The organism is Rosistilla carotiformis (assembly GCF_007753095.1).
Taxonomy (GTDB): domain Bacteria; phylum Planctomycetota; class Planctomycetia; order Pirellulales; family Pirellulaceae; genus Rosistilla; species Rosistilla carotiformis.
Window position 1 is genome coordinate 22,993 of the sequence record NZ_CP036348.1, and the last position, 25,609, is coordinate 48,601.

Annotated in this window: 20 protein-coding genes and 1 pseudogene; 4 read left to right on the forward strand and 17 right to left on the reverse strand. The window is 54.8% G+C overall.

What is annotated here, in order from left to right; translation table 11 throughout:
- Window positions 1-99: 99 nt before the first annotated feature.
- Together Poly24_RS00110 and recA are read right to left on the reverse strand one after the other, a co-directional pair.
- Window positions 100-1,596 (reverse strand): trypsin-like peptidase domain-containing protein, encoded by a 1,497-nt coding sequence (locus Poly24_RS00110; RefSeq protein WP_145088746.1) that lies wholly within the window; start codon window positions 1,594-1,596, stop codon window positions 100-102.
- Window positions 1,597-1,630: 34 nt separating this feature from the next.
- On the reverse strand, window positions 1,631-2,764 hold the full coding sequence (gene recA / locus Poly24_RS00115) for a recombinase RecA (RefSeq protein WP_145088749.1): 1,134 nt from the start codon (window positions 2,762-2,764) through the stop codon (window positions 1,631-1,633).
- Window positions 2,765-3,048: 284 nt separating this feature from the next.
- Here recA and Poly24_RS00120 point away from each other — a divergent pair, with 284 nt between their 5' ends.
- Together Poly24_RS00120 and Poly24_RS00125 are read left to right on the forward strand one after the other, a co-directional pair.
- Complete coding sequence (locus Poly24_RS00120; RefSeq protein WP_145088751.1) at window positions 3,049-3,414, forward strand: 2Fe-2S iron-sulfur cluster-binding protein; 366 nt, start codon at window positions 3,049-3,051, stop codon at window positions 3,412-3,414.
- Between the two features lie 213 nt (window positions 3,415-3,627).
- Window positions 3,628-4,158 (forward strand): hypothetical protein, encoded by a 531-nt coding sequence (locus Poly24_RS00125; RefSeq protein WP_145088753.1) that lies wholly within the window; start codon window positions 3,628-3,630, stop codon window positions 4,156-4,158.
- Window positions 4,159-4,269: 111 nt separating this feature from the next.
- On the opposite strand, the gene thpR is transcribed toward Poly24_RS00125, so the two are convergent.
- Window positions 4,270-4,845, reverse strand: coding sequence for an RNA 2',3'-cyclic phosphodiesterase (thpR, locus tag Poly24_RS00130; RefSeq protein ID WP_145088756.1), 576 nt, complete (start codon window positions 4,843-4,845; stop codon window positions 4,270-4,272).
- 289 nt (window positions 4,846-5,134) lie between these two features.
- On the opposite strand from thpR, the gene Poly24_RS00135 reads away from it, so the two are divergent.
- Window positions 5,135-6,148: a YheT family hydrolase gene (locus Poly24_RS00135; protein WP_197452205.1), complete on the forward strand. Its 1,014-nt coding sequence runs from the start codon at window positions 5,135-5,137 to the stop codon at window positions 6,146-6,148.
- A gap of 232 nt (window positions 6,149-6,380) precedes the next feature.
- Here Poly24_RS00135 and Poly24_RS00140 read toward each other — a convergent pair whose 3' ends face one another.
- The 11 genes from Poly24_RS00140 to Poly24_RS00190 form a co-directional block, all read right to left on the reverse strand.
- Window positions 6,381-8,924: a polysaccharide biosynthesis tyrosine autokinase gene (locus tag Poly24_RS00140; RefSeq protein WP_145088762.1), complete on the reverse strand. Its 2,544-nt coding sequence runs from the start codon at window positions 8,922-8,924 to the stop codon at window positions 6,381-6,383.
- Window positions 8,925-9,294: 370 nt separating this feature from the next.
- On the reverse strand, window positions 9,295-10,575 hold the full coding sequence (locus Poly24_RS00145) for a glycosyltransferase family 4 protein (RefSeq protein WP_197452206.1): 1,281 nt from the start codon (window positions 10,573-10,575) through the stop codon (window positions 9,295-9,297).
- Window positions 10,565-11,704 carry a glycosyltransferase family 4 protein gene (locus tag Poly24_RS00150; protein ID WP_391556900.1) on the reverse strand — a complete coding sequence of 380 codons (1,140 nt, stop codon included), beginning with the start codon at window positions 11,702-11,704 and terminating at the stop codon, window positions 10,565-10,567. Before Poly24_RS00150 ends, Poly24_RS00145 begins: the two co-directional genes overlap by 11 nt.
- Window positions 11,705-11,790: 86 nt before the next feature.
- Window positions 11,791-12,921: a glycosyltransferase family 4 protein gene (locus tag Poly24_RS00155; RefSeq protein ID WP_231753379.1), complete on the reverse strand. Its 1,131-nt coding sequence runs from the start codon at window positions 12,919-12,921 to the stop codon at window positions 11,791-11,793.
- A complete protein-coding gene (locus Poly24_RS00160; protein WP_145088770.1) occupies window positions 12,918-14,210 on the reverse strand; it encodes a glycosyltransferase family 4 protein in 1,293 nt (430 codons plus the stop codon). The genes Poly24_RS00155 and Poly24_RS00160 overlap by 4 nt, the downstream gene beginning before the upstream one ends.
- Window positions 14,211-14,412: 202 nt before the next feature.
- Entirely contained in the window at window positions 14,413-14,880 is a 468-nt protein-coding gene (locus Poly24_RS27710) for a DapH/DapD/GlmU-related protein (RefSeq protein WP_145088773.1), read from the reverse strand.
- A 178-nt stretch (window positions 14,881-15,058) separates the two neighbouring features.
- The gene (locus tag Poly24_RS00170) at window positions 15,059-16,432 is read right to left on the reverse strand and encodes an O-antigen ligase family protein (RefSeq protein ID WP_145088776.1); all 1,374 of its coding nucleotides are present in this window, start codon (window positions 16,430-16,432) and stop codon (window positions 15,059-15,061) included.
- A 162-nt stretch (window positions 16,433-16,594) separates the two neighbouring features.
- Window positions 16,595-16,984 carry a four helix bundle protein gene (locus Poly24_RS27740; RefSeq protein ID WP_145102526.1) on the reverse strand — a complete coding sequence of 130 codons (390 nt, stop codon included), beginning with the start codon at window positions 16,982-16,984 and terminating at the stop codon, window positions 16,595-16,597.
- Window positions 16,985-17,416: 432 nt separating this feature from the next.
- Window positions 17,417-17,857 (reverse strand): acyltransferase family protein, encoded by a 441-nt coding sequence (locus Poly24_RS00180; protein WP_145088779.1) that lies wholly within the window; start codon window positions 17,855-17,857, stop codon window positions 17,417-17,419.
- A gap of 277 nt (window positions 17,858-18,134) precedes the next feature.
- Window positions 18,135-18,608, reverse strand: coding sequence for an acyltransferase family protein (locus Poly24_RS00185; protein ID WP_145088782.1), 474 nt, complete (start codon window positions 18,606-18,608; stop codon window positions 18,135-18,137).
- On the reverse strand, window positions 18,605-19,258 hold the full coding sequence (locus Poly24_RS00190; RefSeq protein WP_145088785.1) for an acyltransferase: 654 nt from the start codon (window positions 19,256-19,258) through the stop codon (window positions 18,605-18,607). Before Poly24_RS00190 ends, Poly24_RS00185 begins: the two co-directional genes overlap by 4 nt.
- Window positions 19,259-19,680: 422 nt before the next feature.
- Here Poly24_RS00190 and Poly24_RS26795 point away from each other — a divergent pair, with 422 nt between their 5' ends.
- A complete protein-coding gene (locus tag Poly24_RS26795) occupies window positions 19,681-19,848 on the forward strand; it encodes a hypothetical protein (RefSeq protein WP_197452208.1) in 168 nt (55 codons plus the stop codon).
- Between the two features lie 549 nt (window positions 19,849-20,397).
- Here the strand turns inward: Poly24_RS26795 and Poly24_RS00200 are convergent.
- The 3 genes and pseudogenes from Poly24_RS00200 to Poly24_RS00210 form a co-directional block, all read right to left on the reverse strand.
- Entirely contained in the window at window positions 20,398-21,423 is a 1,026-nt protein-coding gene (locus tag Poly24_RS00200) for a glycosyltransferase family 4 protein (protein WP_197452209.1), read from the reverse strand.
- Window positions 21,424-22,193: 770 nt separating this feature from the next.
- A pseudogene (locus tag Poly24_RS00205) lies at window positions 22,194-23,379 on the reverse strand (IS3 family transposase); the annotation flags it as partial.
- Between the two features lie 1,142 nt (window positions 23,380-24,521).
- Entirely contained in the window at window positions 24,522-25,493 is a 972-nt protein-coding gene (locus Poly24_RS00210) for a glycosyltransferase family 2 protein (protein WP_145088795.1), read from the reverse strand.
- Window positions 25,494-25,609: the final 116 nt, after the last annotated feature.

Sequence of the window (25,609 nt, forward strand, 5' to 3'; positions counted from 1 at the left end):
GTAGCATGAGCTGTGGAGCTTGCCTAGTCGGCAGAAACGGTCCGGCCGCGGTTTCGGGGTATTCCCCGCAAACCTTCGCGTTTCGCATTGCCGCAGCGACTATTGGATGCTCGTCGGGACCGAGATCCGTTGCTCGCGATCGCCGGGGCCCACAATCGTCAGCGCGACCGCATCGGTCTGCTCTTTCACTAGCTCATAGAAGGTATCGGGATCTGGCACCGATTTGTCGCCCACTTTCTGCACGAATTGCCCCGGTCGCAGCCCGGCGTTCCAAGCGGGCGTGCCGGGATCGACGCTGATCACCGCGACGGGCAGGATCTCCCGAGGCCGCGAGAACCCAAACAACTGGCCCGGCGGTAGGGCCGTCCCGTGGTCGACTCGCAATCCACGCCAGCTCGGTTCGGGAAACCGGCTGTAGCCCGGTTTGGTCAACGCGAGGTATTTCTTCCCCAGCGTGACGTCGACGATTTTGGATTGGAAGTCGTCGGTCAGCGGGTTGCCTTGCAGCAGCGTCATCTGGACGTGGGCGTTCGCCGGTCGGCGACTCATCTCGCGAAACAATCCCGCCGCGCCATCGATCGGTTGCCCGTCGATCTTGGTGATCAGATCGCCGCTGCGCAAACCAGCCCGTTGAGCTGGCATGCCTTGCAGCACCTGGCGAACGATCGCTCCACGCAGCCCGCGGGCCCGTTGAGGTTCGGGGAGGTCGGCCGGTTCCAAACCCAAGAAGCCGAACGCGGGCGTTTTGCCTTCACGCAATTTGTCGATCGCGGCTCGCATCGATTTGTCGATCGGAATCGCAAACCCGGCCGATTGTTCGTATCCAGCGACCGCGGCCAGCGATGTGGTCAGCCCGATCATCTCGCCCTGCAGATTAACAAGCGCTCCGCCGCTGGTCCCCAGGTTCAACTTGGCGTCGGTTTGAATCAAGGTCCCAAATTCGTGCAACTGCTGGCTAGGGGGAGCTTGCCCGCGCGATTCCTTGTCGGGCCGCGGTGCCGCAGCTCGCTGGAGATTCGAAACGATCCCCATGCTGGCGCTGGGGTATCCGTCGCGAGCGATAGCGTACGGATTGCCTAAAGAGATCACAAACATGCCGCGTTGGATCTGCGACGCATCGCCCATTTTGATCGCGGGGAGATCCTTGGCGTTTTCGATTCGCAGGATCGCTAGATCGGTCCACGGGTCGCCCGCTAGGACTTCGGCGGGCGTCGCTTGGACGACCGCCTGGCTGCCGATTCCACGATGCCAGACGTAATAGTCGTTCTGTTTGGGATCGTCGAGGACGTGGAAGTTCGTCAGCACGTCGCCGTCGGCCGAAACGATCACGCCCGACGCAAACTCTGTCGGAACAAACGCCGGGTTGCTCGGATCGATCAGCGGTCGACCGAGCCCGGGGAGATTGAATTTCAGATCGCCCATCGCATCGGCGGGCAGATCTTTCCGAACGCGAGCAATCGCAACGACCGAACGCCCCGCGCGATCGATCGCATTGGTTAACGCCGACTGCATCGACAGCAACGCGTCGGGCGGTTGCTGTGCTGGAGTCGGACAGGCCGAGAACAAAATGACAACGAGGAAAGCAATTTGTCGCATCTTGAATCAACCTGTCCGCAAATCGAAGCCGTTGTTAACTGTTGGTCGTCGCTTCTTCATCGACATCGCTCAAGTCATCCGCATTGGCCGCGTCGTCCTCGGGACCGATTTCGACAGGGCCTGCGAACCCGCCCGCGGTCATGATCCGATCGCGGATCTCGTCGCGCGTTTCGGTGTTCTCGATCAGGAAGTTACGCGCCTTCTCCTTGCCTTGTCCCAGGTAGGTTTCGCCATACTTGAACCAAGCACCGCTGCGAGTGAGCACGTTGTGTTCGAGTCCCAGGTCCAGGATATCCCCTTCGAAACTGATGCCATTATTATGCATCATATCGAATTCAGCGATCCGGAACGGTGGTGCCACCTTGTTCTTGACGATCTTGCATTTGACCCGTTGGCCGACCTGTTCTTCGCCATCTTTGAGTGCACCGATGCGACGGACGTCGATCCGGCAACTGGCGTAGAACTTCAGCGCCCGACCGCCCGGTGTGGTTTCGGGGCTGCCGAACATCACGCCGATCTTTTCGCGAATCTGGTTGATGAAGATCACCACCGATTTGCTCTTGGCGATCGCACCGGTCAGCTTCCGCATCGATTGGCTCATCAGACGCGCTTGCAGCCCGACGTGCGACGCTCCGATTTCGCCTTCGAGTTCCGCACGCGGTACCAACGCCGCGACGGAGTCGATGATGATCACGTCGACCGAGTTGCTTTTGACCAACATTTCGGTGATCTGCATCGCTTCTTCCCCGCTGCTGGGTTGGCTGACCAACAGCGAATCGAGCTCGACACCCAGCTTCTTACCCCAACCGGGATCAAAGGCGTGCTCGGCATCGATGATCGCCGCGATGCCACCCGCTTTTTGTGCTTCGGCGGCAACGTGCAATGCTAGCGTCGTCTTACCACTCGATTCGGGGCCGTAAACTTCGATGATCCGGCCGCGAGGCAGCCCGAAGCCGCCCAGGGCCATGTCCAGGGACAAGCTGCCGGTTGGAATCCCGCTGATCTTTAATTGGGATTCAGCACCCAAAGGCATGATCGCCCCATCGCCAAACGATTTTTCAATCTGCTGCAGGGTGGCTGCCAAGTTCGGCTCACGCGCCAAAACGGCTTTCATGCCTGGGTCGATCTTGCCTGCTTTTGCACTCGATTTTGCTGCTTTCTTGGCCATGGTGATCCCTTTCGATTCGCTTTCCCAAATGATTTTGCCCGCTTGCCGGACCCGCTCGTAAGCATCGTCTGCTCGCCAAAAGTGGACAATCGGATAGTACCCTTTGTATCGGGGACCAACAACCACTTGATTTGAGAACAGTCTCTCTTGCTCTGTGAATAGTATTGGCTCGCGGCGTGACACCTCTGGTCCCAGGCAGCGATCGGTTGCTAGGTTAACGGCGGACTAACAACGGAACCCCTGACAAAGGGGCCCCCATAAAACAATCAACAGGAGCATTTTCAATGCCAAAGTTAACTATTGAAGGTCAGGGTGAATTTGACGTTCCCGCCGGGACACGTTTGGTCAACGCGCTGGTGAACATCGCCGGAACCGATCAACTGCATGCCTGTGGTGGCAAATGCCGCTGCACGACCTGCCGCGTTGAATTTATCGCGGGCGAACCGTCGAAAATGACCGAAGCCGAACAAGCGACGCTGTCGGCTCGCGGCATCGACCAACCGGGCGTCCGATTGAGTTGCCAAATCTTGTGCGAACAGGATCAGCATATCAAGTTGATCAGCCGACTCGAAGGCAGCGGTCGCGCCGACCAAGGTGGCGCATGTGCCGAAGCGATCGAACCCGAACCGCAATGGGTCGAAAAGTCTTAAGAAACTGCGATCGATTTTTCGGTCGTGTCCAAGCAACCCGCTGACTGAGTCGAAAATTTCCCCCGATCGGGCACGGTGAGCGACGCGTTTACGCGTCCTTTGATGGTGAGCAGAGGTCGTGATGACCTGTTGTTAGAACCGATGAAGTCTCTAGCGTTTCAGCTTGGACAGAGGCTTCAAGGCACAACCGTCTCGCATTGGGGGAACACTCGGATGAAACGTTCTGCATTTCTATTGTTGTTGGCTGCGGTCGCGATCGTTGCCAATCTGCCAGCTCGTTCGATCGGACAACAAGAAGACGCGACCACTCCGGTGGCGAACGACCTGTCGGGAGATGAACAGGAATCGGCGGCTAGCGAAGCGAGCGACGCGGCACAGCTCGATGGCGAATTGGAATCCGATAGCGGCGTCGAAACGCAGCGACTGCCGCCGGGGTATTCGGAGATCATCACCAATTCCCAGCGACGCAAGATCTATCAAATCCAACAGGGCTACCAATCGCAGATCGACGTGCTGCAGCGGCAGATCGCCGCTTTGGCCGCCAGTCGCGAGGCCGAGATCGGGGCGGTGCTGGATCCGCAGCAACGACAAGTGCTGAAGTTCATCCTCGAGATTCGCGAGCGAAACCGCAACGAGATGGAGCAAACCATCTCCACGCAGCGCGGCTCGGATCAACCCCAAGCGAACGGTCCGGTTCCCGCCGAACCGGCGTTGGAGGAAACCGAGCTGACACCGATCGAATAAGCCGAGCCAGTTGGCGGGCGCATTGGAGGCCCGCGAGACCGATCGGGCTTCAGACCGAACCGACGCAATCGATCGTCGGCGCGGTCGTTGGGGGCAAAGGGGACGCGGCGATCAGTCGAGGTCGACGCGGTCCATTACGTTGTACGTTGGCCCTTTCTGGTGTTTGTCCATGAAGCTCGCGAAGACATGCACTTCTTGAACATGGACCATCCCCAATACGGTATCGGCTTCCTTTTCCGCCGCGGCGATGAAGTCCTCTCCTAAACGACTTCCCTTTTTCAATCGACCCAGGGTGAGGTGAGGGGTGTAGTCGCGGAACTCGCGTTTAAAGCCGAGCTTGCCCATTTCGATATCGATCGATTCGGCCAACGGGCACAAACCGGAGGATTGATCTTCGACGCCGGCCCACACGACGCGGGCTCGTTGCAGATCGGGGAAGCCACCGATTCCCTGGATCGTCAGCGGGAATGGGGCCACGTTTTCACAGCACTTCCGCAGCGCCTTGCAGACGTCGGGGACTTCGACATTGTCGACGTCGCCGAGAAACTTCAGCGTCAGGTGCAGATTATCGGCATCGACCCACTTCACGCCCGTTGCCGCTTCGCGAAGCCGATCGACCATCCGACCCGCGGCATTCTGAATTTCATCGGTGAGCGGTATCGCAATAAACGATCGAATCTTCTGCATCGCTAGACATCCAAATCAAGAAACTCTTATTATAGCTGGTGCATCAAAAATCGGCACCAGCACGTGGGTTGGGTCGGTCGGGACCGATCCGTGTTTCGCTTGGAGGGACCAAAGGGCACGGGCTAGCGTCCGGTTCTCGATGGAACCGTAAGCTGTCGTGCGATCGTTGATTTGCCTCACGGCTAACATGAGATTAGCCCTGCGTTGTGTCCGGTCGGGGGCAGGCGTCTTCGCCACCGGAGGGCTCAAAGTTTTTGTTGACCTTCTCCAAACCAAGGAACTCGCCGCTGTGTCCCTTTCGTTTCAACCTCATCCATTGCTGCTGGGGGGACATCTGCAAACGCTCGCCACGACGCTGATCCCCACGCCCCAAATTCCCTACAAGGCGACGCAGCATCGCGTCGTCTTGGACGACGGGGATCAGATCGTTCTGCACGATGATACCCCGCCGGGTTGGACGGCCGGCCAACCGGTCGCCATTTTGCTACATGGTTTGTGCGGCTGCCATGGGGCCAGTTATATGATTCGGATGGCCGACAAACTGAACCGCTGCGGTGTCCGTGTCTTTCGCATGGACATGCGCGGCTGTGGTGCCGGTCGCGATCTGGCGCGCGAGCTGCCGCATTCGGGTCGCAGCGGCGATCTATTAGCCGCCATCACGCGGCTCGCCGAACTGTGCGACGATTCGCCGATCTGGCCGATCGGCATTTCGATGGGAGGGAACATCTTATTAAAGATGCTCGGCGAGATCGGCAAAGGGATCCTGATCCCCGATTTCCCAGCCGAACGGATCGCACGAGCCGCAGCGGTCGCTCCGCCGATCGATCCGGCCCACTGTTGCCGCAACATGAGCCGTTGGATGATGCGCCCCTACGGCCGGTACTTCATCCGCAAGCTGCGGGCGCGGGTCGCTCCGTTGGTCGAGCAGCGTGAGGACTGGCGGGCAATCAATTGGAATCCTCACCCCAAAACGCTGTGGGATTTCGACGGTCTTGTCACCGCTCCGCTCAGCGGATTCCGCGACGTGGAAGACTATTACGCGCAAGCCGCCGCGGCGCCGCTGGCATCGGCGATCGCAGTCCCCACGATGATCCTGGCTTCCGAAGACGATCCGATCATCCCGATCGACTGCCTTCGCGACGCCGACTGGCCCGGACACGTCGAACTGCACACCACTCGCCGCGGCGGACACGTCGGTTTCATCGGCGGCCGGCAACTCGAAACCGGCGACCGCTACTGGATGGACGCCAAGCTGCTGAATTGGTTCGCTTTCCCCGGCAGTGAACCGACGTCCGATTCTTAGAAGGCGCGAGACGCACCCCGTTTGCTCGCCGCCTAAAAGTGTGGCTGATCGACGAGCGTGGGATCCAACAGTGGAAGCATACCAACAAAAAACACCCCACAAAACCAAGGTTTCGTGAGGTGCTTTCATGAAGGTGGAGGATACGTGAGCTTAATAGCCCGGGTAACGCCGCATAGATTGCGTGGGATAACTTCCGAGGCAATAAGGACTAAAAATCTTTCGTGATCTATCGTTAGCTAGTGTGGTTTGTCAAGTCCGCCCCGCATGCACTGGGAACATGCTGGGTCTGCTGAACCGGTGCAGCCTGTTTCGGTGCTTCAACTTCGTAATACTCTCTCGAAGAATCATTGGCTATCGCTCCATACGAATATCCATAACCATACTTGTAGTATTCACCTTGGTTATAGTAGCCCTCTCTCCCGCTACTTTTTCCGTACGCGCCAGCTTCACGACTACCAACTCCATTGATGACGATTCCTAATACATTCGCTTCAAGGGTTTCTAACATTCGTGATGCTTGCGCGACCACTGGCTTAACATTTTTTCGAAGTCGAGCAACCAGGATCACACCATCAGCACGCCGCACTACATTACTGGGGTCGCTGACGGCCAGCATGGGTGGTGTATCAATAATGATCAAGTCAAATTTGACTCGCAGTGCGCTAAGGATCTGTTCAAACGCTTCGCTTGTTACTAATTCGGACGGGTTATCGGGAGGATTGCCAGCGACCATCGCGGACAGATTGGGCACCACGGTATCTTGAATTGCCTCATTTATCATCAAATCATCAATTTCTTTCGACAGCGTTATCTGTTCGATTGCCCAAGCCAGTCCTTTATCAGCCCTAAGATCAAACAGTTTTGCGATGCGCGGACGACGCAAATCGGCGTCCAAAATTAGGACACTCTTGCCAGCTTGAGCCATCGTGATCGCCAAATTTCCGGCAGTTGTCGTTTTTCCATCCGACGGTGTCGCACTAGTAATTTGTAGAATTTGATTATCTCCCGATTGATTGCTGAAGAAGACGGCGGTTCGAAGTGCGCGGAACGCCTCCGAATTCATCCCCTTCCGCTGGAAGAATGTGCATAACCGCGAATCCAATGCTGCCCCCACATGATCTGCGTCAACCTTCCATCTCTTCAATACTGGAATGTGTCCAATGACAGGCAACCCCGTATGTTCCGACACTTCTTGCGGGCTGCGGTACGAACGATCTGAGATCTCACGTAGAAATGCCAACCCAAATGCTAACACGGTTCCCAGGAAACCTCCCATCACCAACGACTTAAGCATGACAGGTGCAATTTGGTATCCGTAGTTGGCAGTGTTCAGAGGGATCACTTTTAACCCTTCACCTTCTGAAATTAAATTCACCTCATCCAATCGCGCAACGATCCGATCGTACAGTTGCTGCTGACGCTCAATCTCACGCACATACTGCTCGGATCGGGATTCCGCAATGCTTTCCGCCTTGGCTGCCTCGACTGCAGTGTGGTAAGCCGTTTGAATTTCACCAATTTCCTGTTCGACGGACTGAAGCTTCTGAGTCATCGAGTCAAAAACAAGCCGGACTTGCCGCCTTAATTCATCTTCTGGATTTGTGGTAGGTTGATTTGACGCCAATTCGTCCAATTCAGCCCACGCGGATTCCAATTCCGCGATGGAACGTTCCTCCGTTTGAACAGCGTCTAAGATCAGTCGCTTGACAACCTGAATCTCCTCGTCGAGCGATTTAATCGCCACATGTCCACTTCCAAAGGATCGAGACAGTTTTTTCCGTTCAATTTCGAGAGGAAGGAGTTTCTCTTCTCGGATTCGAGCTGACGTCCGAAGCTGATCGACAATGCGTTTACGTTCAATACTCGACATTTTTAAAGCAACTGCGTCGTTCGCGAGGTCTTGTTTCGAATCATCAACAGCCAAATTCCTCAGCGACATCAAAACCGATTCCAAAGGTTTCTCTTCCGAGATTGCCAGCTTGGCCGAATCCATGACGCTGTTCAGCTTGGCGCGCTCGAGCGTCAGGCTTTGGATCTGAGACAAATAGACACCGGAATTTTCGCGATGAACGCTGGCAATTTTGTCATCGTGATAAATCAAATTTGATGAAGTTTTGAATTTCGCATAGTCTTCTTCCAGTGCCGTCAATTTTTTCGATACGTCCTTTTGAGCGGACTCGATCAAATCAAGGGTCTCTTGACTGACATTTCGATACTGATCTTGCAAGTGCAGGCCATACGCATCGACCAAAGCCTGAACAACCAATTTGGAGATTACTGGGCTGTCACTGACGAACTGAACGCGAAAGACACTATTCGACTCTTCAGTCGCCGGTCCAATTGTTAACGCACGCCCGCCCATCAAACCAGCGATCTGTTCGGGACCAAGTCCCGCAAATTCAGCAGACTCCACAATTTCGGGGAGTTCGGCAGCGCGTCGCAAAATAAATTCGCTGCGCATCACCAGTGCCTCATCGGCGAGAGAGCGAGACGCAGCAACTTCGACACCGTCGACCGCCATATTTTTATTGGTCGTCGATTCGATAATCTGGACGTCGGATGAGGACAGGAATTCTGGCGGTAACGTTTTGAAATGAAAATAGCCCGCTCCAAGGCCAACCAACAGTCCAAGCAACAGCAGCCAGCGCCCTCCCCAAATGAGCTTTACCCAGTCGATTTGCATCTCGGGGCCCTTGCGCGAGGACTTATTATCGTTTCGACGCTTTCCGATTCCTCGTGAAAGCGGCTTCTCACTTGAAACTCGATTTGTATTCATTTCGTTTCCATGCCCCCCAGCCAAAACACTTGAAAATCCATAAGAAGGGACTTCAGCGTACTCACTTTAAAAATTTGCGATACTAGCGACCATGAGTACTTTCGCAATATTTCTTACTCTAAACTGCATCTCGCGGGCGATTTTCACGATCTCGCCGAGATCACCGCTCAGTGAAACCTTAGCGATTAAAGCGTTCCAGCGCAGGAGGGGCGTCAAGCATGCCCGTGCCCCACTTCAACTGCCCACGAGCAAGGCGGAGATCTGCCCCGCCAGTAAGTGGCAAGGGGAACTTCCCATCCGTAAGCGCTGGCTCCATATTTCGTTTGGGAAACGGAGTCTGCACATGCAACAGGACCGAGATAAAACTCGGCTAACGAGCAATCCTTTTCAATGCATCGATATGGCTGGCGAGTCGTCGCTGCGCAACGCCTCCAGAAGTCCACAGGTTTCTGGACGAACTTAACGCTCGCTTGAGTACGCAATTGACTTCAGTAATTCGACCGGGCAAATCAAACCGTTCTTTTGCCTCGTTTTGTGCTCGCTCAAGCATCTGATTTCGATCCATGGCAGCCATTTGAAACGTTTGCTTCAGAACAGCGATCAGATCCGCACGGGATCCCGGTGAAAACAGGTGCCCGGTAACACGATCGGATACAATTTCAGCAGCGCCCCCACCACGCGATGCAACCACCAGCTTGCGAGACAACATGGCTTCGACAATCACACGCCCGAAAGGCTCCGGCGCTGTCGAGCAATGGAGCACCAGATCACACGCTTGCATAATTGCTGGTACGTCGTCCCGAAACCCCAAGAAATGGACACGTTGGGAAACGCCATGCCGAATTGCCGTCTGACGCAACAGATCGGCATACTGCGTTTCACCAAACAACGCATCGCCAACTAACAATAGGTGTGTGTTGGGAAGTTCCCGAAGCGCTTCGATGGCTAGGTGCTGACCTTTCCAATTTGCGAACCGCCCAAACAGACCAATTACAGGTTGTTGATCTAACCCTAACGAATTACGAACCGCCGCGCGGTGGATTTCGGTGTCGGCGATGGCAGCGTCGTACCGCCCCGCATCCAGTCCGTTGTAAACGACCGAAACAAGATCGCGACGCCCACCTGCAGCGACAAATGCATCGAGCGTGGAATCGGAGTTGGCAATCACATGCTGCGCCCTGTTCGCCAGAAAAACCAACAACCGTCGATTGGAACCGCTGAAGTGATCCGCCGAAAGAATATCGTGCAGATGATAGACAAAGGGTTTCCGGTAACGCACCGCCGCAAGCCAGGTGACCACCAACGCTTTCGCCGTATTTGCGTATAACAGGTCCGCCTGGCAGACCACATCGCGAATCGCCCCAGAATGGCGAACCATTTCCCACAGCGAACGCGCGGCACGGAATACACCACTCGACTTTTGCACCGCCGCCGCGCGTTCACTCAACGGACGCGTCGAAACACAGACGCCCCGTTTCCTCAGTGCGGATTCGAACGGCCCCTCTTGCAACAAGAGGACTTGGTCGGTGGGACACGCTCGGCCCGAGACAATATCCAGTAGGCAAAGTTCGGCACCACCCAATTGCCCCGTCTGATCCAGAAACAGAACATGAGCATTCGAGTCTCCTTGCCGAGCCGGGTCAACAAGCACTTCGGTAAACCTCAAGCACCCGCGGTCCGATAACGGACCAGTCATAGTTATCGCGAACGTAACGTCGACAGACATCGTCGTTGGGTGTTTCCACCTGGCCGCGCACAATCGCATAAAGGCCATCGGCAATTTCGCTTGCCGACGTTCCGCCCAAGATCAGTGAATTGCACAGTGGCGAAATCACTTCGGGCAGCGAGCCCACCGGAGTCACGATGGCAGGCGTTCCGGCAGCCATCGACTCGAGCGTCACCAAGCCAAACCCCTCCAACGACTGAGTCGGAACGATGCTGAAGTCGGCAGCTCGATAAGCGGTGCTGAGTTGTTCTTCGGGGACAAATCCCAGTAGACGCACATTGTTTTGTAAGCCCAGGTCGTTGATGCATTTTTTCAAATCGTCTTGCATCGGGCCGGTACCGCCGATCATCACCAGCAGATCGGAAGCCGATTTATGGTCGCGAATCAACCGATCGATGGCTTGCACCAAGACATCGACACCGACTCGTTTCACGAGACGTCGCATGGCGAGGACGATCGGCCTGTCCGCCGGCCACCCCAGTTGTTGTCGCGCTTCGGCTCGCGAGATGCCGGGATCGGCCATCGCAGCATCAATGGCGCCAGGCACCACATGAACCAAGCTCTCGGAGACGCCATATCGTTCCACCACAAGTTGTTTGAACGAGCGACTCAACGTGATGATGCGGCTGGCCGAATGATAAGCAAGTCGCTCCTGGCGCCGCTGCAGCGTCGTTTTCCACCACGGCGCCCCCTCGATGGTTGCTTCATCGGCCCACGGACCATGAAAATGAACCACGTGGGGCACCCGCCGACAAAGGTCTACCAAACATCCGCCAACCGAAGCATGGTGCGAGACAAAAATAAAGTCACGGACGCCAAAGCGCTCTTCGGCAAGGTACCCCAGACTGCGAAGTTTTCTGAGCCGCTTTTCGACGGGCGAGGCAAAGGCGATTGCTTTGTAGTCAAATTCGTCCACGATCTCGGTTCGGCTCTGCACCCAGGCGGTCACGTCGCAACCGAGTCGCGCATGCGCCGTACAGATCCCATGCTGATATCGTTCCAGCCCGCCACCTCGATCGCCAATCCAACCAAGTCCTAGATGTACAAATTTCAATCTCGTCATTTGTGCCCCGATTGATGTGTCGATAGCATCCTGTGGTGTCTTTCCAGTGCTCGCTGCGCGTCTCAGGCCTGCTTGGATCATGTCGCATTTTCGATCGCATCGGCAAACCGATCCGCTAGCGCGGACAGGCTGTAATGCTGGTGCACGTATCGATTTCCGGCTATCGCCATCGCCGCGCGGGCGTCGTGTTGGGTGATGATTTTTCGCAATGAACTAGCGCACGATTCCGCGTCCGCTTCCGCAAAGACCAATCCACCACCTGTCTGCCGAATGATGTTGGGGATTTCTCCCGAATCGCTGCCGACGACTGGCGTGCCACAGGCCATCGATTCGACGATCACCCGTCCAAACTGCTCCCGCCAATTGGGTCGGGTTTCCGACGGCAAAACAAGACAATCGACCGAATCAAAAAACTTTGCGGTTTCGTCATGCCGGACAAACCCGCGCCACTGCACGCGCCCCGCCACTCCATGCTGCCGCATCGCTTCCTTGACGTCGCCTTCAAAAGGCCCGGCCCCCACGATGATCAATTCCCAATCCAAGTCGCGAATCTTGCCCAACGCCTGCGCCAACGTGACCAAGCCCTTTTCCTCGACGATGCGACCGACAAAGGCAAGCCGTTGCGAGCGGTTGGAAGCCTTGCGTTGGCGGGTCTCGATATCGACGGTGGTATGGTATTTTTCGGGATCAAAGCCCAACGGAATGATCGTCGACGAACCGCGATACCCCTTCTCGCGATGCACCTGATCGACGGTTTCAGTGATCGGAAAAAAGAACGAACTATTTCGATAGACCGCCGATTCCCCCTGGCGAAAAGGAATCGGATATCGTTTGACGAGGTTTTGACACGAGAAAAAGCCAAATGGCTTTCGCCCCGTCCTGGCATTCGCACGCGACCACTGAATCGTCGAAAGCGCATACGCCTCGTTGTGCGAATAGACGACATCGGGCTGCACCGCCCGCAACAATTTTGCAGCGTTGATTCGGTACCAATGCAACGGCACACTGCCGTTACCCAGCACGGGGATCGGAATCAAGTCGGCATCAAAGCCGGGATACAACGTGGCCGGCATCGACCGACCGTATTCGTCTTTCCACACTCTGGGGATCACCATCGCGACATCCCAGTTCCGTCGCTGCGCAGCGAGCGCGAACAATTGTTGGTTCTGCGGCAGTGCGCATGCGTGGCTGGCGATCAAAACTTTCAAGTGACTGTCTCTATGGACGGCTGTCCCATGGTGCTGCTCGCCGCGCCGGACGAACGACGTGCAATCAAGTGTTGGTAGACATCCAGCGTTTGTTGGGTGATCACATCCCAGTTGAATCGCTGCTCGACCAACGTGCGGGCGGCGACGCCTGATCGCGCCAGCAGTTCATTCGATTCAACAAAACGCATGATCGTAGCGGCTATGTGCTGTGGGTCGCGTAGGATCATTGCGCCCGTCGTTCCGCACCCAATTAACTCCTGCGCACCACTCACGTCGGGCATCAGCACTGGCAATCCAGATGCTGCAGCTTCGATCGTTGCCAGGCTGAAGGCTTCATACGATGTCGGAAACAAAAATAGATCGCCAGCGGCGTAGTAACGATGGACATCGCTGCGAAATCCTGCAAACGTGACACGGGATTGTAAACCTAGCTTGTCGCTCAATTGACGCACGTCGCCCCCCGAGCGATCGTGCCCCACGACCAATAATTTGATCTTCGGGTCGGATAGCTTTGCCAGTGCTTGCAGTGCCAGATCAAGCCCCTTGCGACGCCAATCGCCTCCGCTGAAGGCAAGCAAAAAATCGTCATCGGCAATGCCATGTTCATGGCGAACGTCGTCGCGGTGCAATTCCCGGTTGGCGGGTGTAAATCGATCCAAGTCGGCACCGTTGGGGATCACACGAACAGAACCCGATTCGCTCCCGCCTGCAGATTCATCATCGTGTTCTGATTCGGTACCGTTTTGTGAAACGTTGCGCGCCGGCGAAGTCGAGCTATATCGGGGACGGACTTGAGGATAGGTCTCCAACAACTCCTGCTTCGTTCCCTCGGAGACTGGCAAAAAGGCGCGCGGTCCTGTTGGCCCGCATGCCAAATACGCCTGTTTTTCACAGCGGATCACATAGCGATCGTAGGCCCCCCACGACAATCGACGCAGCCAGCCCGCTGTCGCTTCGGATCGACTTTCCGCAGTCTGTTGCACTTTGATGGGATGCACAGTTTGGATCGTATAGACATCGGCAAGCGACGTGTTGGGGCCAGCCGAATGAACAATGTCATAGCCGTGATTATTGCGGAGTCGCCGATCGACGCGGCGTTTAAATGTGGCAAAATCCAAAAATTCGGGGCGTGTCGGCCCCGGGATTCGGATCCAATGGATGCCGGTCCCTTCGATAGCTTCCACGGTCCGCGCGATCAGGTCGACGTGATGGCCGCGCAATACCAACCGTTGGGCAACTTCCAAGACAGCGCGCGAGGTCCCTTCATGCCGATTGGCATTGATGATCACAAAAGCGATCCGCAGCGACGAGGCAGGAGTTGTCAGGGTTCGGAATCCAGTTGTGAGGGGGAAAGTGGGCAGTAGTCAGTTGGGAGAAAGAGTTTGAGCGATTTTATTCGCGTGATTCGCGGGCCGTGTTTCAATTGAAAATGGCGATAGGAAGATCCGTTTTTATCCCAGTCGACCTATCGTTTATAAATCGCCGGTTGGATCACTGCCGGATCTCTTCCTCGCTACGAATTCGCACCACACGCCCCGGAACACCGACCACGATCGCACGCGGTGGCACGTCGCCGGTCACGACGGCGCCAGCGCCAATGACGGCATCATCCCCGATTGTCAGCCCGCGATAGGGACGCGGCAAGATCACCGCATTGACACCAATCGTTACCCGATCACCAATCACGACTCGTTCGGGGGCGTCAATCACAACTTCCCCGGCGATCGTGACATGGTGGAAGATCCGACAATTTTCGCCGATGGTCACGTTCGGATGCATGACAATTCCCAACGCGTAGTGTTCAAGTGTAATGTTCTGTCCCACGATCGCCTCCGCCGGCAGCAGTGCCCGGTGGATAAAAAAATTCAATGTTTTGACGATCCGCGCCGTCCGCCGAAATCCACCGACGTGCAAGCGGCGCGACAATTTCCATATCCATTCAGGTGATCGGATTCGCATAGAAAAGCTTTCAGGGCCTGCCCATCGCAGACACGGGATCCCAACAAGGATGTGCAACGACGAAAGTTGCGGTACCAGCCGGCAACCGGACAAATCCGCATTTCGATTCCACAATCAGTGAATAGCTCCGCAGCACGACACGCACACTGAAACAGCAAAGCGAACTCAAAAACAAAGTTCAGTAGTCCAATGCGTACCGAGAACCCTCATCTTCCCCGTCTTCATCATCGAACTCTTCCTCTTCATCCACTTCCTCCTCCATTGCATCGACGCGCCCCAGGCAATACCCCGCCAGAAGCCAAAAAAAGGAGGCCCCCGCCAGCCAGTTCCCCGAGAACAGCGCCGCCATCCCCGCGATGAACCATGCCCGAAAAATACAGACGTTGGCATCATCCATTTCCCACGCAACCAAGTCGGACGACGCCCGCCACAATCGATACAGGACCGTCATCATAATCACGAACCCAATCCAGCCGTAGGTCGCCAACGTATCGGCATACCCCGTGCTATCGAGAACGGCCGTTTTGGACGCTTTTTGAACCCGCGATGCGAGCCCCCCCGCACCAATCCCAAGCCCTAGCGGTTGGGACATCGAGTTTCGAAGCGCGATCCCCAGCAACCGGATGCGACCTTTAAAAGAACCATCGTCTTGGATCGTTCCAATCGTTTCGACGCGCGCCGACGCCTGCCCCGGCATCCGACTCATCAACGCAGGTCCACCGATCAACGCCAGCAAGGAAAGAGCGAGCACCGGTGCAATCCCCGATCCACGATTAAGCATGGGATACAGGATGATTGCCAAGCCAGCAAAGATCACCGAAGTTCGGGAATAGGTCAACAACATCGCGTACAACACGACCGCCGCCGACGGCCAGCGAAGCCAGCCAAGGGTCTGGGGACGCAAGGCGAGCAGCGTCAACCCGCCGCTCAGATACAATGCTACAGGTCCCCGTTCGGCCATCGTTGAAAAGAGTGTCATCTTCGTCGGCTCGGGAGTCCCCATATATCCAGTCATCTCGACCGACACCAACCAAAAGGCATCCCAGGGGGGAATCGTATAAAACTGCCAAATGCCATACACGGCAACCGCCAAGACCGAGGCGGCAAAGGATTGACACCAGCGATTGACCGTTGCTGAGTCGTCTGACCATAAGGCACCGTAGCCCATCAACCCGATCGGCGCGATATAGTCCCCCAACGCATAGACGGCTCCGAATTTTGCGTTCACAAACCCAATCACAAAGGCATACGCAACGATACCGCCATAGAGGTACAGAATGTTAGCTGTCCGATGCCCAAATTGATGATCGCGGCGATTCAATTCGACCAGCACCACCAACACCGCCAACCCACCGACGATGATCGGGGTTAGACTAATTAGCGACAGAGGATTGAAGTAGCCGTTGTTGTAGTCGACGATGCGGCGAACCCCACGATTCAGCGCCACAACAAAAAAAAGATAATCGATCAACCAAGTCGATTTTTGTGACGCCATCACCACCGCGGGAAAGCAGATCAGGAACGCAACGATAAAAGTGTTAATTTCAAACATGAAAAAGCGGGCAGTTTCCAGTCGTCAGTTGGCCGACAAGGATGAAATTTAAAGTGGGAAGTCGTCAGTTGGCAGTGAAGACTGACGAGAATTACCAGTCGACAGTTGTTTTTCTCGTGCAAACTGTCCACTGCTAACTAATTTCTGTCAACTCTCTCATCCCTATCGGTCACGAATGGAGCGGATCAAACCATTGATCCATCCTTGGGCAATGTCATTTGTAACGAAACCCGCTTTTTGGCCTACGATCGATTGCGTTCGAAATTCGCCGCATGAGGCTCGGGCGTAGTCGAGAAACTTGTATTGATCGGCCGGCGTCGATCGTTCCATCCCCTCTGCGATATTCGAAGGAATCGACAATCCCGACCACGTGATTTGATCCTTGAAGCCAAAATCACGGGACTGAGCAAGCTGCAAATAGACCTGAGCGCTCAGCTCCACCGCGCGTTTCCAAACGTCCAAATCTTCAAAACCAGCCACGCCCCACCCCTGATAAACGACATAGGACCCACTGCTTACCACCAACGAACCTGATTCTTCTGCCCAGCCCATCACTTATTTTTTTCGCTGCCCACTCTCCACTTCTTATCCAACCGGCCAAATGGCGACTGACTACTCCTCACCCCCTGTCGATTACCCACAAGTCGCAACTACGCCTCAGGCGCCCGCAGCCATTCGCCAGTGGCTGAGCGTACGCGATACCACCGGAATGTAGCGAGTCGCGACGTTTCGCCCCCGCAGGCGGTCGCAGCGCACCTGCATAGGATTCTGTGACCGGCTTCGCGGTCACAGAGGCGATGGAATTAGGAACCGTAGGTGGCGTTTGCGCCTACCTACGGCTAATTTCTTGAATCCCTTCGAGGCTGTGATTCTTTTCAAGTGAGCGGCGAGGCGCTAGCCGCCGGTTCGGAACTCAATGCATTCATGAGGGAAAAACCGGCGGCTAGCGCCTCGCCGGTCACGGATCTCGAGTGCGGCTACTCACTAAGTCACAGCCTCTTGGGGATATTTGTGAGTAATCGACAGCTCCTCCCCCCTTCCCCTCACCCAACGTTGCCGCCACCGTTGCACCGGCCGATCGACGAACTGCAATAAAAGAATAGCGCCACCAAAAGCGAACGCGAAATTGGCGATCAGCAATCCTCCATTTCGCATACTACCGAGCGACCAGTCGACGTTGGCGTAATACCAGTCGCGCGGGATCCAGTGGAACAGATACAGCGGAAACGACAAATCCCCCAGCCAACGATCCCACGCGGAGGAGGGTTGATGGACAGTGCGAATGGCAAACGGCAAAGCGATACACGTTGTCAAGACAAAAAAGAGTGAACCGTTTTTCGCGGCTTCACCGCCTCCATCGGATCCGGCCATCCAAACCAAACCACGGGTCTCTGGAAAGGCGATGGCGCTCGAGACCATGCCCAACAGACCAATAATTGCACTGACGACTGCGGCGCGGCGAGAGGGACGCCACGAAACCAGCTCGCAAACGACCCCGATGAAAAACAACCACGCAAAGACGTCCAAGCGAGGTGTTTCGACTATCGCCCCATGTTCAAGCCGCCCCACTGACCAGACCAATGACGATTGCAAACATCGCAGCCAAAGTTGCCAGACCACCTTCAACAGCAACTCCTCCCGCTTCGACCTCGGCGGCAGGTGGATGAGATGGCAGACGATCCGTCTGAATTCCAGTGCGCCGCTAGTCGTTTTCGTTCGGCGAACTGTCGAAGTCAGCTTGCCGTGGGCCGACAAATAGCGCCGCGACCATCAGAATGATGGGAGCGACGAGATAAAACTGCATCTCCACATCGAGCGACCACGAGGGTGGCAGCAAACGCCCGAATTGAGTCGAGCCAATGACCGTCGGCTGAGTTACCCACCATCGCCAATCGGAAATCGCCGTGGTTTTGGTCACCCAGAAACCAGCCCAGGCGAGGCACACAGCGATCACTTGCACAGTGACAAACAGAGGGGCGATCCGCCACCAGCGGTTGATCAAGAAGGTGCGATAGGGAGACGGTTTCCGCGAATAGCTGAGCCGCCACAACCGCGAAATCCAACAGCCAGACAGCACAAAAAACATACCCACCGCCCGGGCCCACACCAGCAGCGGAAAGCTGTGATGGATGACGACCACAAAGGCGAGAAACAGACGAAATCGTCCTTGCGTCATTTCGTCGAATCGGTCCTTCCAAGCCACGCTTCCATGGCTGCCGAATTCCTTGATGGCAGATAGCCTAGCTGCGAGCAGTCACGCCTTCCAATCTCACGCGCGGGGTTGCCAGCAACAATTACTCCAGCCGCGACGTCGCGTGCGACAACCGATCCAGCCCCCACCACAGCCCCTCTGCCCAGTGTTACCCCTGGCAGAATAATTGATCTCGTGGCAACCCAAACAAAGTCTTCGATCTTGATCGGAAGGGTGATGTGCCGGTAGTCACTGGCATGAACATCATGCGATCCCGTTAGCAACTGCACACCGTCATTCACAACAACATTGTCGCCAATATCGACATCGTCCAGTAGATGAATCTCGACTCGACCGATAATTGAGCCATCCCCAATTCTCAGCCTAGCCGGATTGCCTCGAAGACAAAGCGGTGAAACGACGGCCATCGGACCAAGATCACAATTGCGTAATAGCAACATCCACCGACGCACACACAGCATGAAAAGCTCCGGAAACGTCCAAAGCCGTTTCCCCCAAAGCCTAACATTTCCTGCCAAGCTTTCTGCCTGGATACGGTGACGCCATAAATAATTCAACATTTCGACTTCAACAAGCTGCAATGATTCAGAAGCGAACTGGCAACGGAAGCCCATGAAAAGTTGTGTCGATAAAATTCCCGCGCGGCAGGACGCATCTCCGCTGCATCCAACTCGATGGCACGCACAGCGCGGAGCGTGGCTTCGCTCCACAAGTTTTCGTCTCGTGGTGGAGCGAGAAAAACGAACGAATCCTCAACCTCTCGCCACAGTGGCTCGGATACGGCCCCGAAAGTCGTCAACACGGGGACGCTGTTTTGCAACGCAGCAATCACAGATCCACGTCGCGTGCTGACGCCATCGGTGAAAGGATTAATCATCAAATCCATTGTGGAAATCGCACCGGCTGCATCGACATCGGGAAGTCGCCCCGTCGCGATCACTTTGCAGCGTTTCATCGACCACGCAATTGCATTGCCTCCTACATGCAGAAAGACAACACGGCGGGGCGTGACATAGTTTGAAATAGCATCGACAGCATGCTCAATTCGATTCAACATGCGGGATTGGTGGCCACCTCCAAATACGCCAACAACAAAATCCTCTCGGGAGATTCCCCATCGGCTTCGCATTGCCTGACGGGAAACGGCAGGTTCACGCAAATTCGCCCCGACGGGCAAATGGATCGCTTTGGCCGATGGATCTGATCTAGCAAATTCATCAGCCCACGTACCCGTGGAGAAAAAACAGACATCCGAATGTTCTGCCAGCAGACGAAACTGACGTTTTTGATATTGCCTCATCGCCCACGCCCGAAGCCCTGGACTGAGCGTGTACGTTTCATGGAACATCGTGGACCAACACACGCTTGGATTTGCTTTCCGTGCGGCCAGCCATGTGTGACCTAAATCTGGAGCCCAGCCTCGACGTCCCCAAGCAAACGGATTGTACTGCAGGACCACCGCATCCGCTTGAGTGGTTGCCAATGCTCGCTGTAGCCCATCGAACCTCCGCTTCCCATGCAGCGAAAAACACGCGTCGATTTCAACGCCACCGAGTGGTTCTAATGGGCGATCACGCGTCGTCAGAATACGCACGTGAACGCTTTTCCCCAATTCTGCAGCAAGAAACGCGGTGTATTCGCCGATCGCGTCGTGAGCCGGCGGAATCGCCTGAACCACGAGATCGATCGATCGCGATGCTTGATGCAATGTCAATTTCTGAGCATCTCGATCAAGTTTAACTCCAATATCCACTCAGTCACCCAATAGGAATTCGCACAACTGCCTACTCTCCACCGCCAACTTCAAAACCGCTTCCAGCTGATCCGTCACTTTTTCAGGATCAAAGTGCAATTCGGCTACGCCGCGACTCGGCCCAGGATCGACAAGTTCGCCCCGTTTTTTGGCATCGGCCATGGCGACAATCGCCGCCGCCATCGTCTCCGGTTTGTCGTCGGCCAGACGAATTGAACGTGGACAGATGTAGTCGCCGGTGCCATTGGTCGCGCCGACAATTGTGGGTACACCACAGGCCAAAGCTTCCGCGACGGAGGAGCCAAAATTTTCGTCATCGCTCGGTTGTGCCATCACGTCGACTTCCGTCAACACGCCAGGGACCTCGCTGCGAGGAATCGACGGCCGATGTCGCAGTCGATCGGGGAATGGGAAGGCGTCCAACAACTGTTCGTAGTTCGGTACAAATCCAGATCTTCCAATCACGAGCGCTTCGACGTCGCACCCGCCGCGAATCGCCAGTTCCAACCCATCCAAAAACAAATCTAAACGCTTTCGAGGAACAAACCGCCCTAACCACAGCAGCTTCAGCCGCCCAGTCGTTTCCCGAGCACGTTCGCTGGGCTGGAACTGTGCCAAGTCGATCGGATAAGGAATCGCGTAAACGCGATCTGGATCACACCGCTGACCGATGATCAGATCGGACCGCGACCACTGACTGCCGACAATCAAATAGTCGCTGAGCGAAAGATCGGGATACCCCACTCCCATCCGCCACGCCGCATAGGCACGCAGCTTGAGATAACAACCCCAACCGGCGAGCCGAATGATGAGATCCCGATGGCGAGCAATCGATCGCGCGTCGGTTGCCGGTGGCCCCTGCAAGTAGCCGACCGACGGAACCCCGACAACACGACCTCGCACAAAATCCCCCATCCACAGGCTCAAATTGCTTCCTTCACCCTGACGACTCGATGATTGCATCCGGTTCACCAGTCCGTGGTTGTAAGTGCCGACATCAAACCATCCGGTTACGCGATGGATCATTGGAAAGCTTGCCGTCAATTCTCGCAAACGATCCGCCCTCCCATTCGTACAGTCTACTACACCCATGTTGCCCGCTTCCTGGGGAGTCAGCCGAATGCTTCGAGGATCAACAAAGCTGGGTTTTGTGAAAAACTGAATCTGATGCGATCTCGATAGTAGACCACGCAGTATAACAGCATTGGCGGATGCAACACTTCCGGCTTGATCGCCGACAAATCCCGTGGCATCAATTCTCACTGCGATTTACTCTTCTGGAATCGAACGCCGATCCTGTTTGCCGCAACACCGGTCAAAATTTCCATTTCCGAAATGGAACGCACCATTCGAGCTCCAGTAGCAATGACAGCGTCATTATCGATTCTTGTGCCGTTTAGAATAACCGCGTTCTGTGTTCGCTCCAATCCAGACATCACTTCACACCGAGCTTTGAGCATCGAGACCTTCTTCTGATCGAATCAATGAATTTGCCAAAATACCGTATTAATGATCCGCGAACCTTACTCCGGTGGCGACCAAGCACTCATTTCCAGTAATATGATTATCCCGCAGGGAGAATGGCAAGTTGATTTCTTGTCCGACCAAGGATTGTGACGTCATCGCTAGAAATTTACCACTCACCGTTGATTGGTTATTTCCCCTTACGGGGCTGTTGAGCGATGAACGGGCCAGCAGCCACAGTCAAAAAACGATGTGAATTTTACGAATCGGAGGACCGAAGATGGCGGCATACATGACCTGTTGGAATGCCCCCGTTTTTGATCCAGGTGTTGTGAGGGTAAGGGTTGGGTAACAGGTTTGGTTTCGCTGTGCTGATGGAGCGGAGTTTGCGCAGCAAACGTAGCGGAATCAGCACAGCGACGCGCAAACTCATCTGGGGGTAGACCACCGAGTGAACTGTGCGGCCGATAGCCGTTGTAGTCCTCTCGCCAGGCCGAAGCGTGGGCACGAGCGTGACGCACGCTGTCAAACTCTTCCATGTTCAATAACTCATCCCGCAGTCGGCTGTGAAAGCTCTCGGCATATCCGTTCTGCCAAGGACTGCCAGGCTCGATGTACAGCGTGGCGACCTCCAAGGGAGCCAGCCAGTCTTGAATCGCCTTGGCCACAAATTCGGGACCGTTGTCGCTCCGGATCGCTTCCGGAACGCCGTGCATTACAAACAACTCTGCCAAACGGTTGATCACATCTTCACTGGTCATGGTCCGCGAGACATCCAACGTAATGCAGCGACGCGTGTACTCGTCAACGATCGAAAGCCACTTCAGCGATTGGCCGTTAGTGGTGCGATCGAAGACGAAATCCCAGCACCAAACATGATTGGCACGCTGAGCTCGAAGCCGAGAACACGCGTTCTTCGACGTTCCGTTCGCTCGCTTTTTCTTCGGGTTTCGTCGCACTTTCAGGCTCTCTGCTCGCCAGATCCGTTGAATACGCTTGAAGCTCACTCGAAACCCTTCCAATCTCAGCAGGCGAGTCATCTGGCGATAGCCGAACTTGGGACGCTCCCGAGCCAGTTCATGCAATCGTTTGCGAATCGATTCGTCATCGTTGTTGGTTCTGCGTGCATAACGAACACTGCTCCGCGAGAATCCAACGCCACGGCAGGCCCCACGCTCAGACACGGAGAACTTCCGTCGCAACCGTTCGACGGTTTGCCGCTTCTGGGACGGGCTCAGTCGTTTCCCCGAAGTGCTTCCTTGAGCATCGCCTTGTCGAGCTCTGCCTCAGCAAGAAGTCGCTTCAGCGCGCATTCTCACCCTCAAGTTCCTTGAGCCGTTTGGCTTCCTCGCTCTTCATCCCACCGAATCGATTTTGCCAACGATCGAAGGTGGCTTCACTCACTTCGAGCATTTCCAAGACTTCTTCCATGCTCTTGCCAGCGTTGGGCATCACCTCGGCATCGCGAAGTTTCTTGACGATCTGCTCCGGTGTGTGGCGTCTTCGTTTCTTGGTCATTCGAGAATCTCCTTGCTCATCATCGGGCTCTAGATTCTCATACCACCTGGATCAGTTTTTGGGGAGCACTCCGGCTGTCGATCAAGTGTCTGCTAACGCACTGCAAAATATCGTTGGCATGCAGCACATGCCAATTACGGGCCACGAAGCAACCCTGGAAGGGGATCCCCGCTAAGACATTACGTTGATACGAGCCTAAAGTTTCCAGTACGGGGTCCAACCAGGTACATACCCAAGCCTTTTGCCTACCGCTTCGCCCAATTTGCCAGTGTAAAAAGTCAAAAGCACCTTATGCTTTCGAAGTACAGAATGTCGCGTAGATCTATCCCGGGTATATTGGTGCACAATTCCTACTGGGTTTCCGTCACTTGCGACACAAGTTCCGTTTTTTACACGCACACTGAGATCCGTATTGTGGTGTGCGAGACTTCCATAGTGACAAATAGAAGTATTATTGACGTCTAAGAAATTCGTACATTTCGTGAAGGGTTCGGTACGTAGGACGACATTCATGGCGATCTGATCTCCATTAAAAGAATTCGCATGAATCGATGTTTCCCAGATTTTGCGACAAAATTCGCTTAGAACCCCACCCTTTCCGGCTATTACACCAGCGCAATAGATTTCAAAGTCGGAAATTTCGTTAATTCGATCTGGAAAATTTGACTTTAGGTTCTCCATATTCCATGTCGAGTTGCAATAATCTACACCCTCAGACGCACATGCTATCTGAGACTGCTTCAAAGTTTCATCTAGCACTTCGCTAATGGGTCGCTGAAAGGCAACGTCTCGCACGTCCGTGACCAACAGACGATCCTCTTCTGCTAAAGTTGATGCAAAGGCGGCAACATCGCGAAATCGCTCTTCGTTTACGCCCCGTCTGCTTACGCAGCGTATAACCGCGATTCCGTGCGATGCGATGCGTGCCATTGTAGATTCCGTTAGATGCTCATAGCAAAGAAGCACTACGGGACCACGAAATCCTGTCCTTCTGGCCGAATGATACCAACAGCAAACGTCTGCCCATGAGTGATAGTCAATCGCGCCAACCAAATAATCGATCACGTAGATGGCCTTAGATAGAAGAAGCTAAACGATGAAATGTAATGTACAATGGTTCCATTGATGCAGATTGTGGTGCATCACCCCTGAAAAGAACGATATGCTGGATACTCCGTCTTCATTCTTTGCCACTTGCGAAATGTCGCAATTTTCAATGCACGCCTATTTATCACAAGATATGGCAAGTCCTTTAAAAAACCACGGATTGCTTGAAAATAGAGCGAAATCCAGTTGCCACCAACATACGACACCGAATGCCGAAGGTATTGGATCGCACGAATGAACCGTGGTGCAATTGTTATAGCGAGTAACCACAGGGGTTCATGCAAAACTGCTTGGTACCAACTATTGCGTGCATTGAGCATGAACCGCTGAGAACTGTTGCGTGCAGTTGGAGTAGGCTCATGCGCGATACATGTCATCGGTAAATAGACCACCGCAAGCCCCAAGTCCCACTGACGTTTGCAAAATTCATTTTCTTCATGGGCCATTTGCAGTAGTTCTTGAAAGCCTCCAAGTTCTCTGTAAACAGAGGCTTTTACTAAAGCCGCACATGTCATGAAACCGCATGCATAGCACGGATAGTTAACCGGCGCGGGCTGGGCGGAAGCCGATACTTCACCACTCTTTGTCGACTGGGGGAACGCAATGGATCCAACCGCAGGGTCAGATTTCAGAATACTAACGCCTGCTACAATCCCAGACCTTGAGAGTATGAGCGAGTCATCATCGAGAAACAGAAAAATGTCCCCAGAGGCAATGGATGCGAGGCGGTTTCGTCCTGTGGTTGGGAATACGCGTTCTTCAGATTCGACTATCCGAAGCTTGCCGCGCACTTTCTGGCTGACGTGATCGAACGCATTTTCGGGCCAAGGCTCTTTGGGAGCATTTTTTAATAGCAAGGCTTCACCGAGAAGATCGCCGAGAAGATCAAGACTAGCAATGCACTCGATTGCTTCTTGCAACCTATCCGTGCAGATGACAATTGCCGAAACGATATTTTTCAAGGCGGCATCATTTGCTGAAACCAAGTTACTTTGTTCTACTTTCATAATTGCGTGTACACATTTGCGAGAGACTTATATAAAGAGTCAGGATTCACCAATTTTCCACATCAGGCATTATGATAGGCTGAGTTGGGAAACGGGAATAGATGTTTTGCTGTACT

Coding starts and splice junctions, on each gene's coding strand:
- Poly24_RS00110 (WP_145088746.1), bottom strand. CDS start 1,596: ATGCGACAAATTGCTTTCCTCGTTGTCATTTTGTTCTCGGCCTGTCCG.
- recA (WP_145088749.1), bottom strand. CDS start 2,764: ATGGCCAAGAAAGCAGCAAAATCGAGTGCAAAAGCAGGCAAGATCGAC.
- Poly24_RS00120 (WP_145088751.1), top strand. CDS start 3,049: ATGCCAAAGTTAACTATTGAAGGTCAGGGTGAATTTGACGTTCCCGCC.
- Poly24_RS00125 (WP_145088753.1), top strand. CDS start 3,628: ATGAAACGTTCTGCATTTCTATTGTTGTTGGCTGCGGTCGCGATCGTT.
- thpR (WP_145088756.1), bottom strand. CDS start 4,845: ATGCAGAAGATTCGATCGTTTATTGCGATACCGCTCACCGATGAAATT.
- Poly24_RS00140 (WP_145088762.1), bottom strand. CDS start 8,924: ATGAATACAAATCGAGTTTCAAGTGAGAAGCCGCTTTCACGAGGAATC.
- Poly24_RS27710 (WP_145088773.1), bottom strand. CDS start 14,880: ATGCGAATCCGATCACCTGAATGGATATGGAAATTGTCGCGCCGCTTG.
- Poly24_RS00170 (WP_145088776.1), bottom strand. CDS start 16,432: ATGTTTGAAATTAACACTTTTATCGTTGCGTTCCTGATCTGCTTTCCC.
- Poly24_RS27740 (WP_145102526.1), bottom strand. CDS start 16,984: ATGGGCTGGGCAGAAGAATCAGGTTCGTTGGTGGTAAGCAGTGGGTCC.
- Poly24_RS00185 (WP_145088782.1), bottom strand. CDS start 18,608: ATGACGCAAGGACGATTTCGTCTGTTTCTCGCCTTTGTGGTCGTCATC.
- Poly24_RS00190 (WP_145088785.1), bottom strand. CDS start 19,258: ATGGGCTTCCGTTGCCAGTTCGCTTCTGAATCATTGCAGCTTGTTGAA.
- Poly24_RS26795 (WP_197452208.1), top strand. CDS start 19,681: ATGCTCAATTCGATTCAACATGCGGGATTGGTGGCCACCTCCAAATAC.
- Poly24_RS00200 (WP_197452209.1), bottom strand. CDS start 21,423: ATGATCCATCGCGTAACCGGATGGTTTGATGTCGGCACTTACAACCAC.
- Poly24_RS00210 (WP_145088795.1), bottom strand. CDS start 25,493: ATGAAAGTAGAACAAAGTAACTTGGTTTCAGCAAATGATGCCGCCTTG.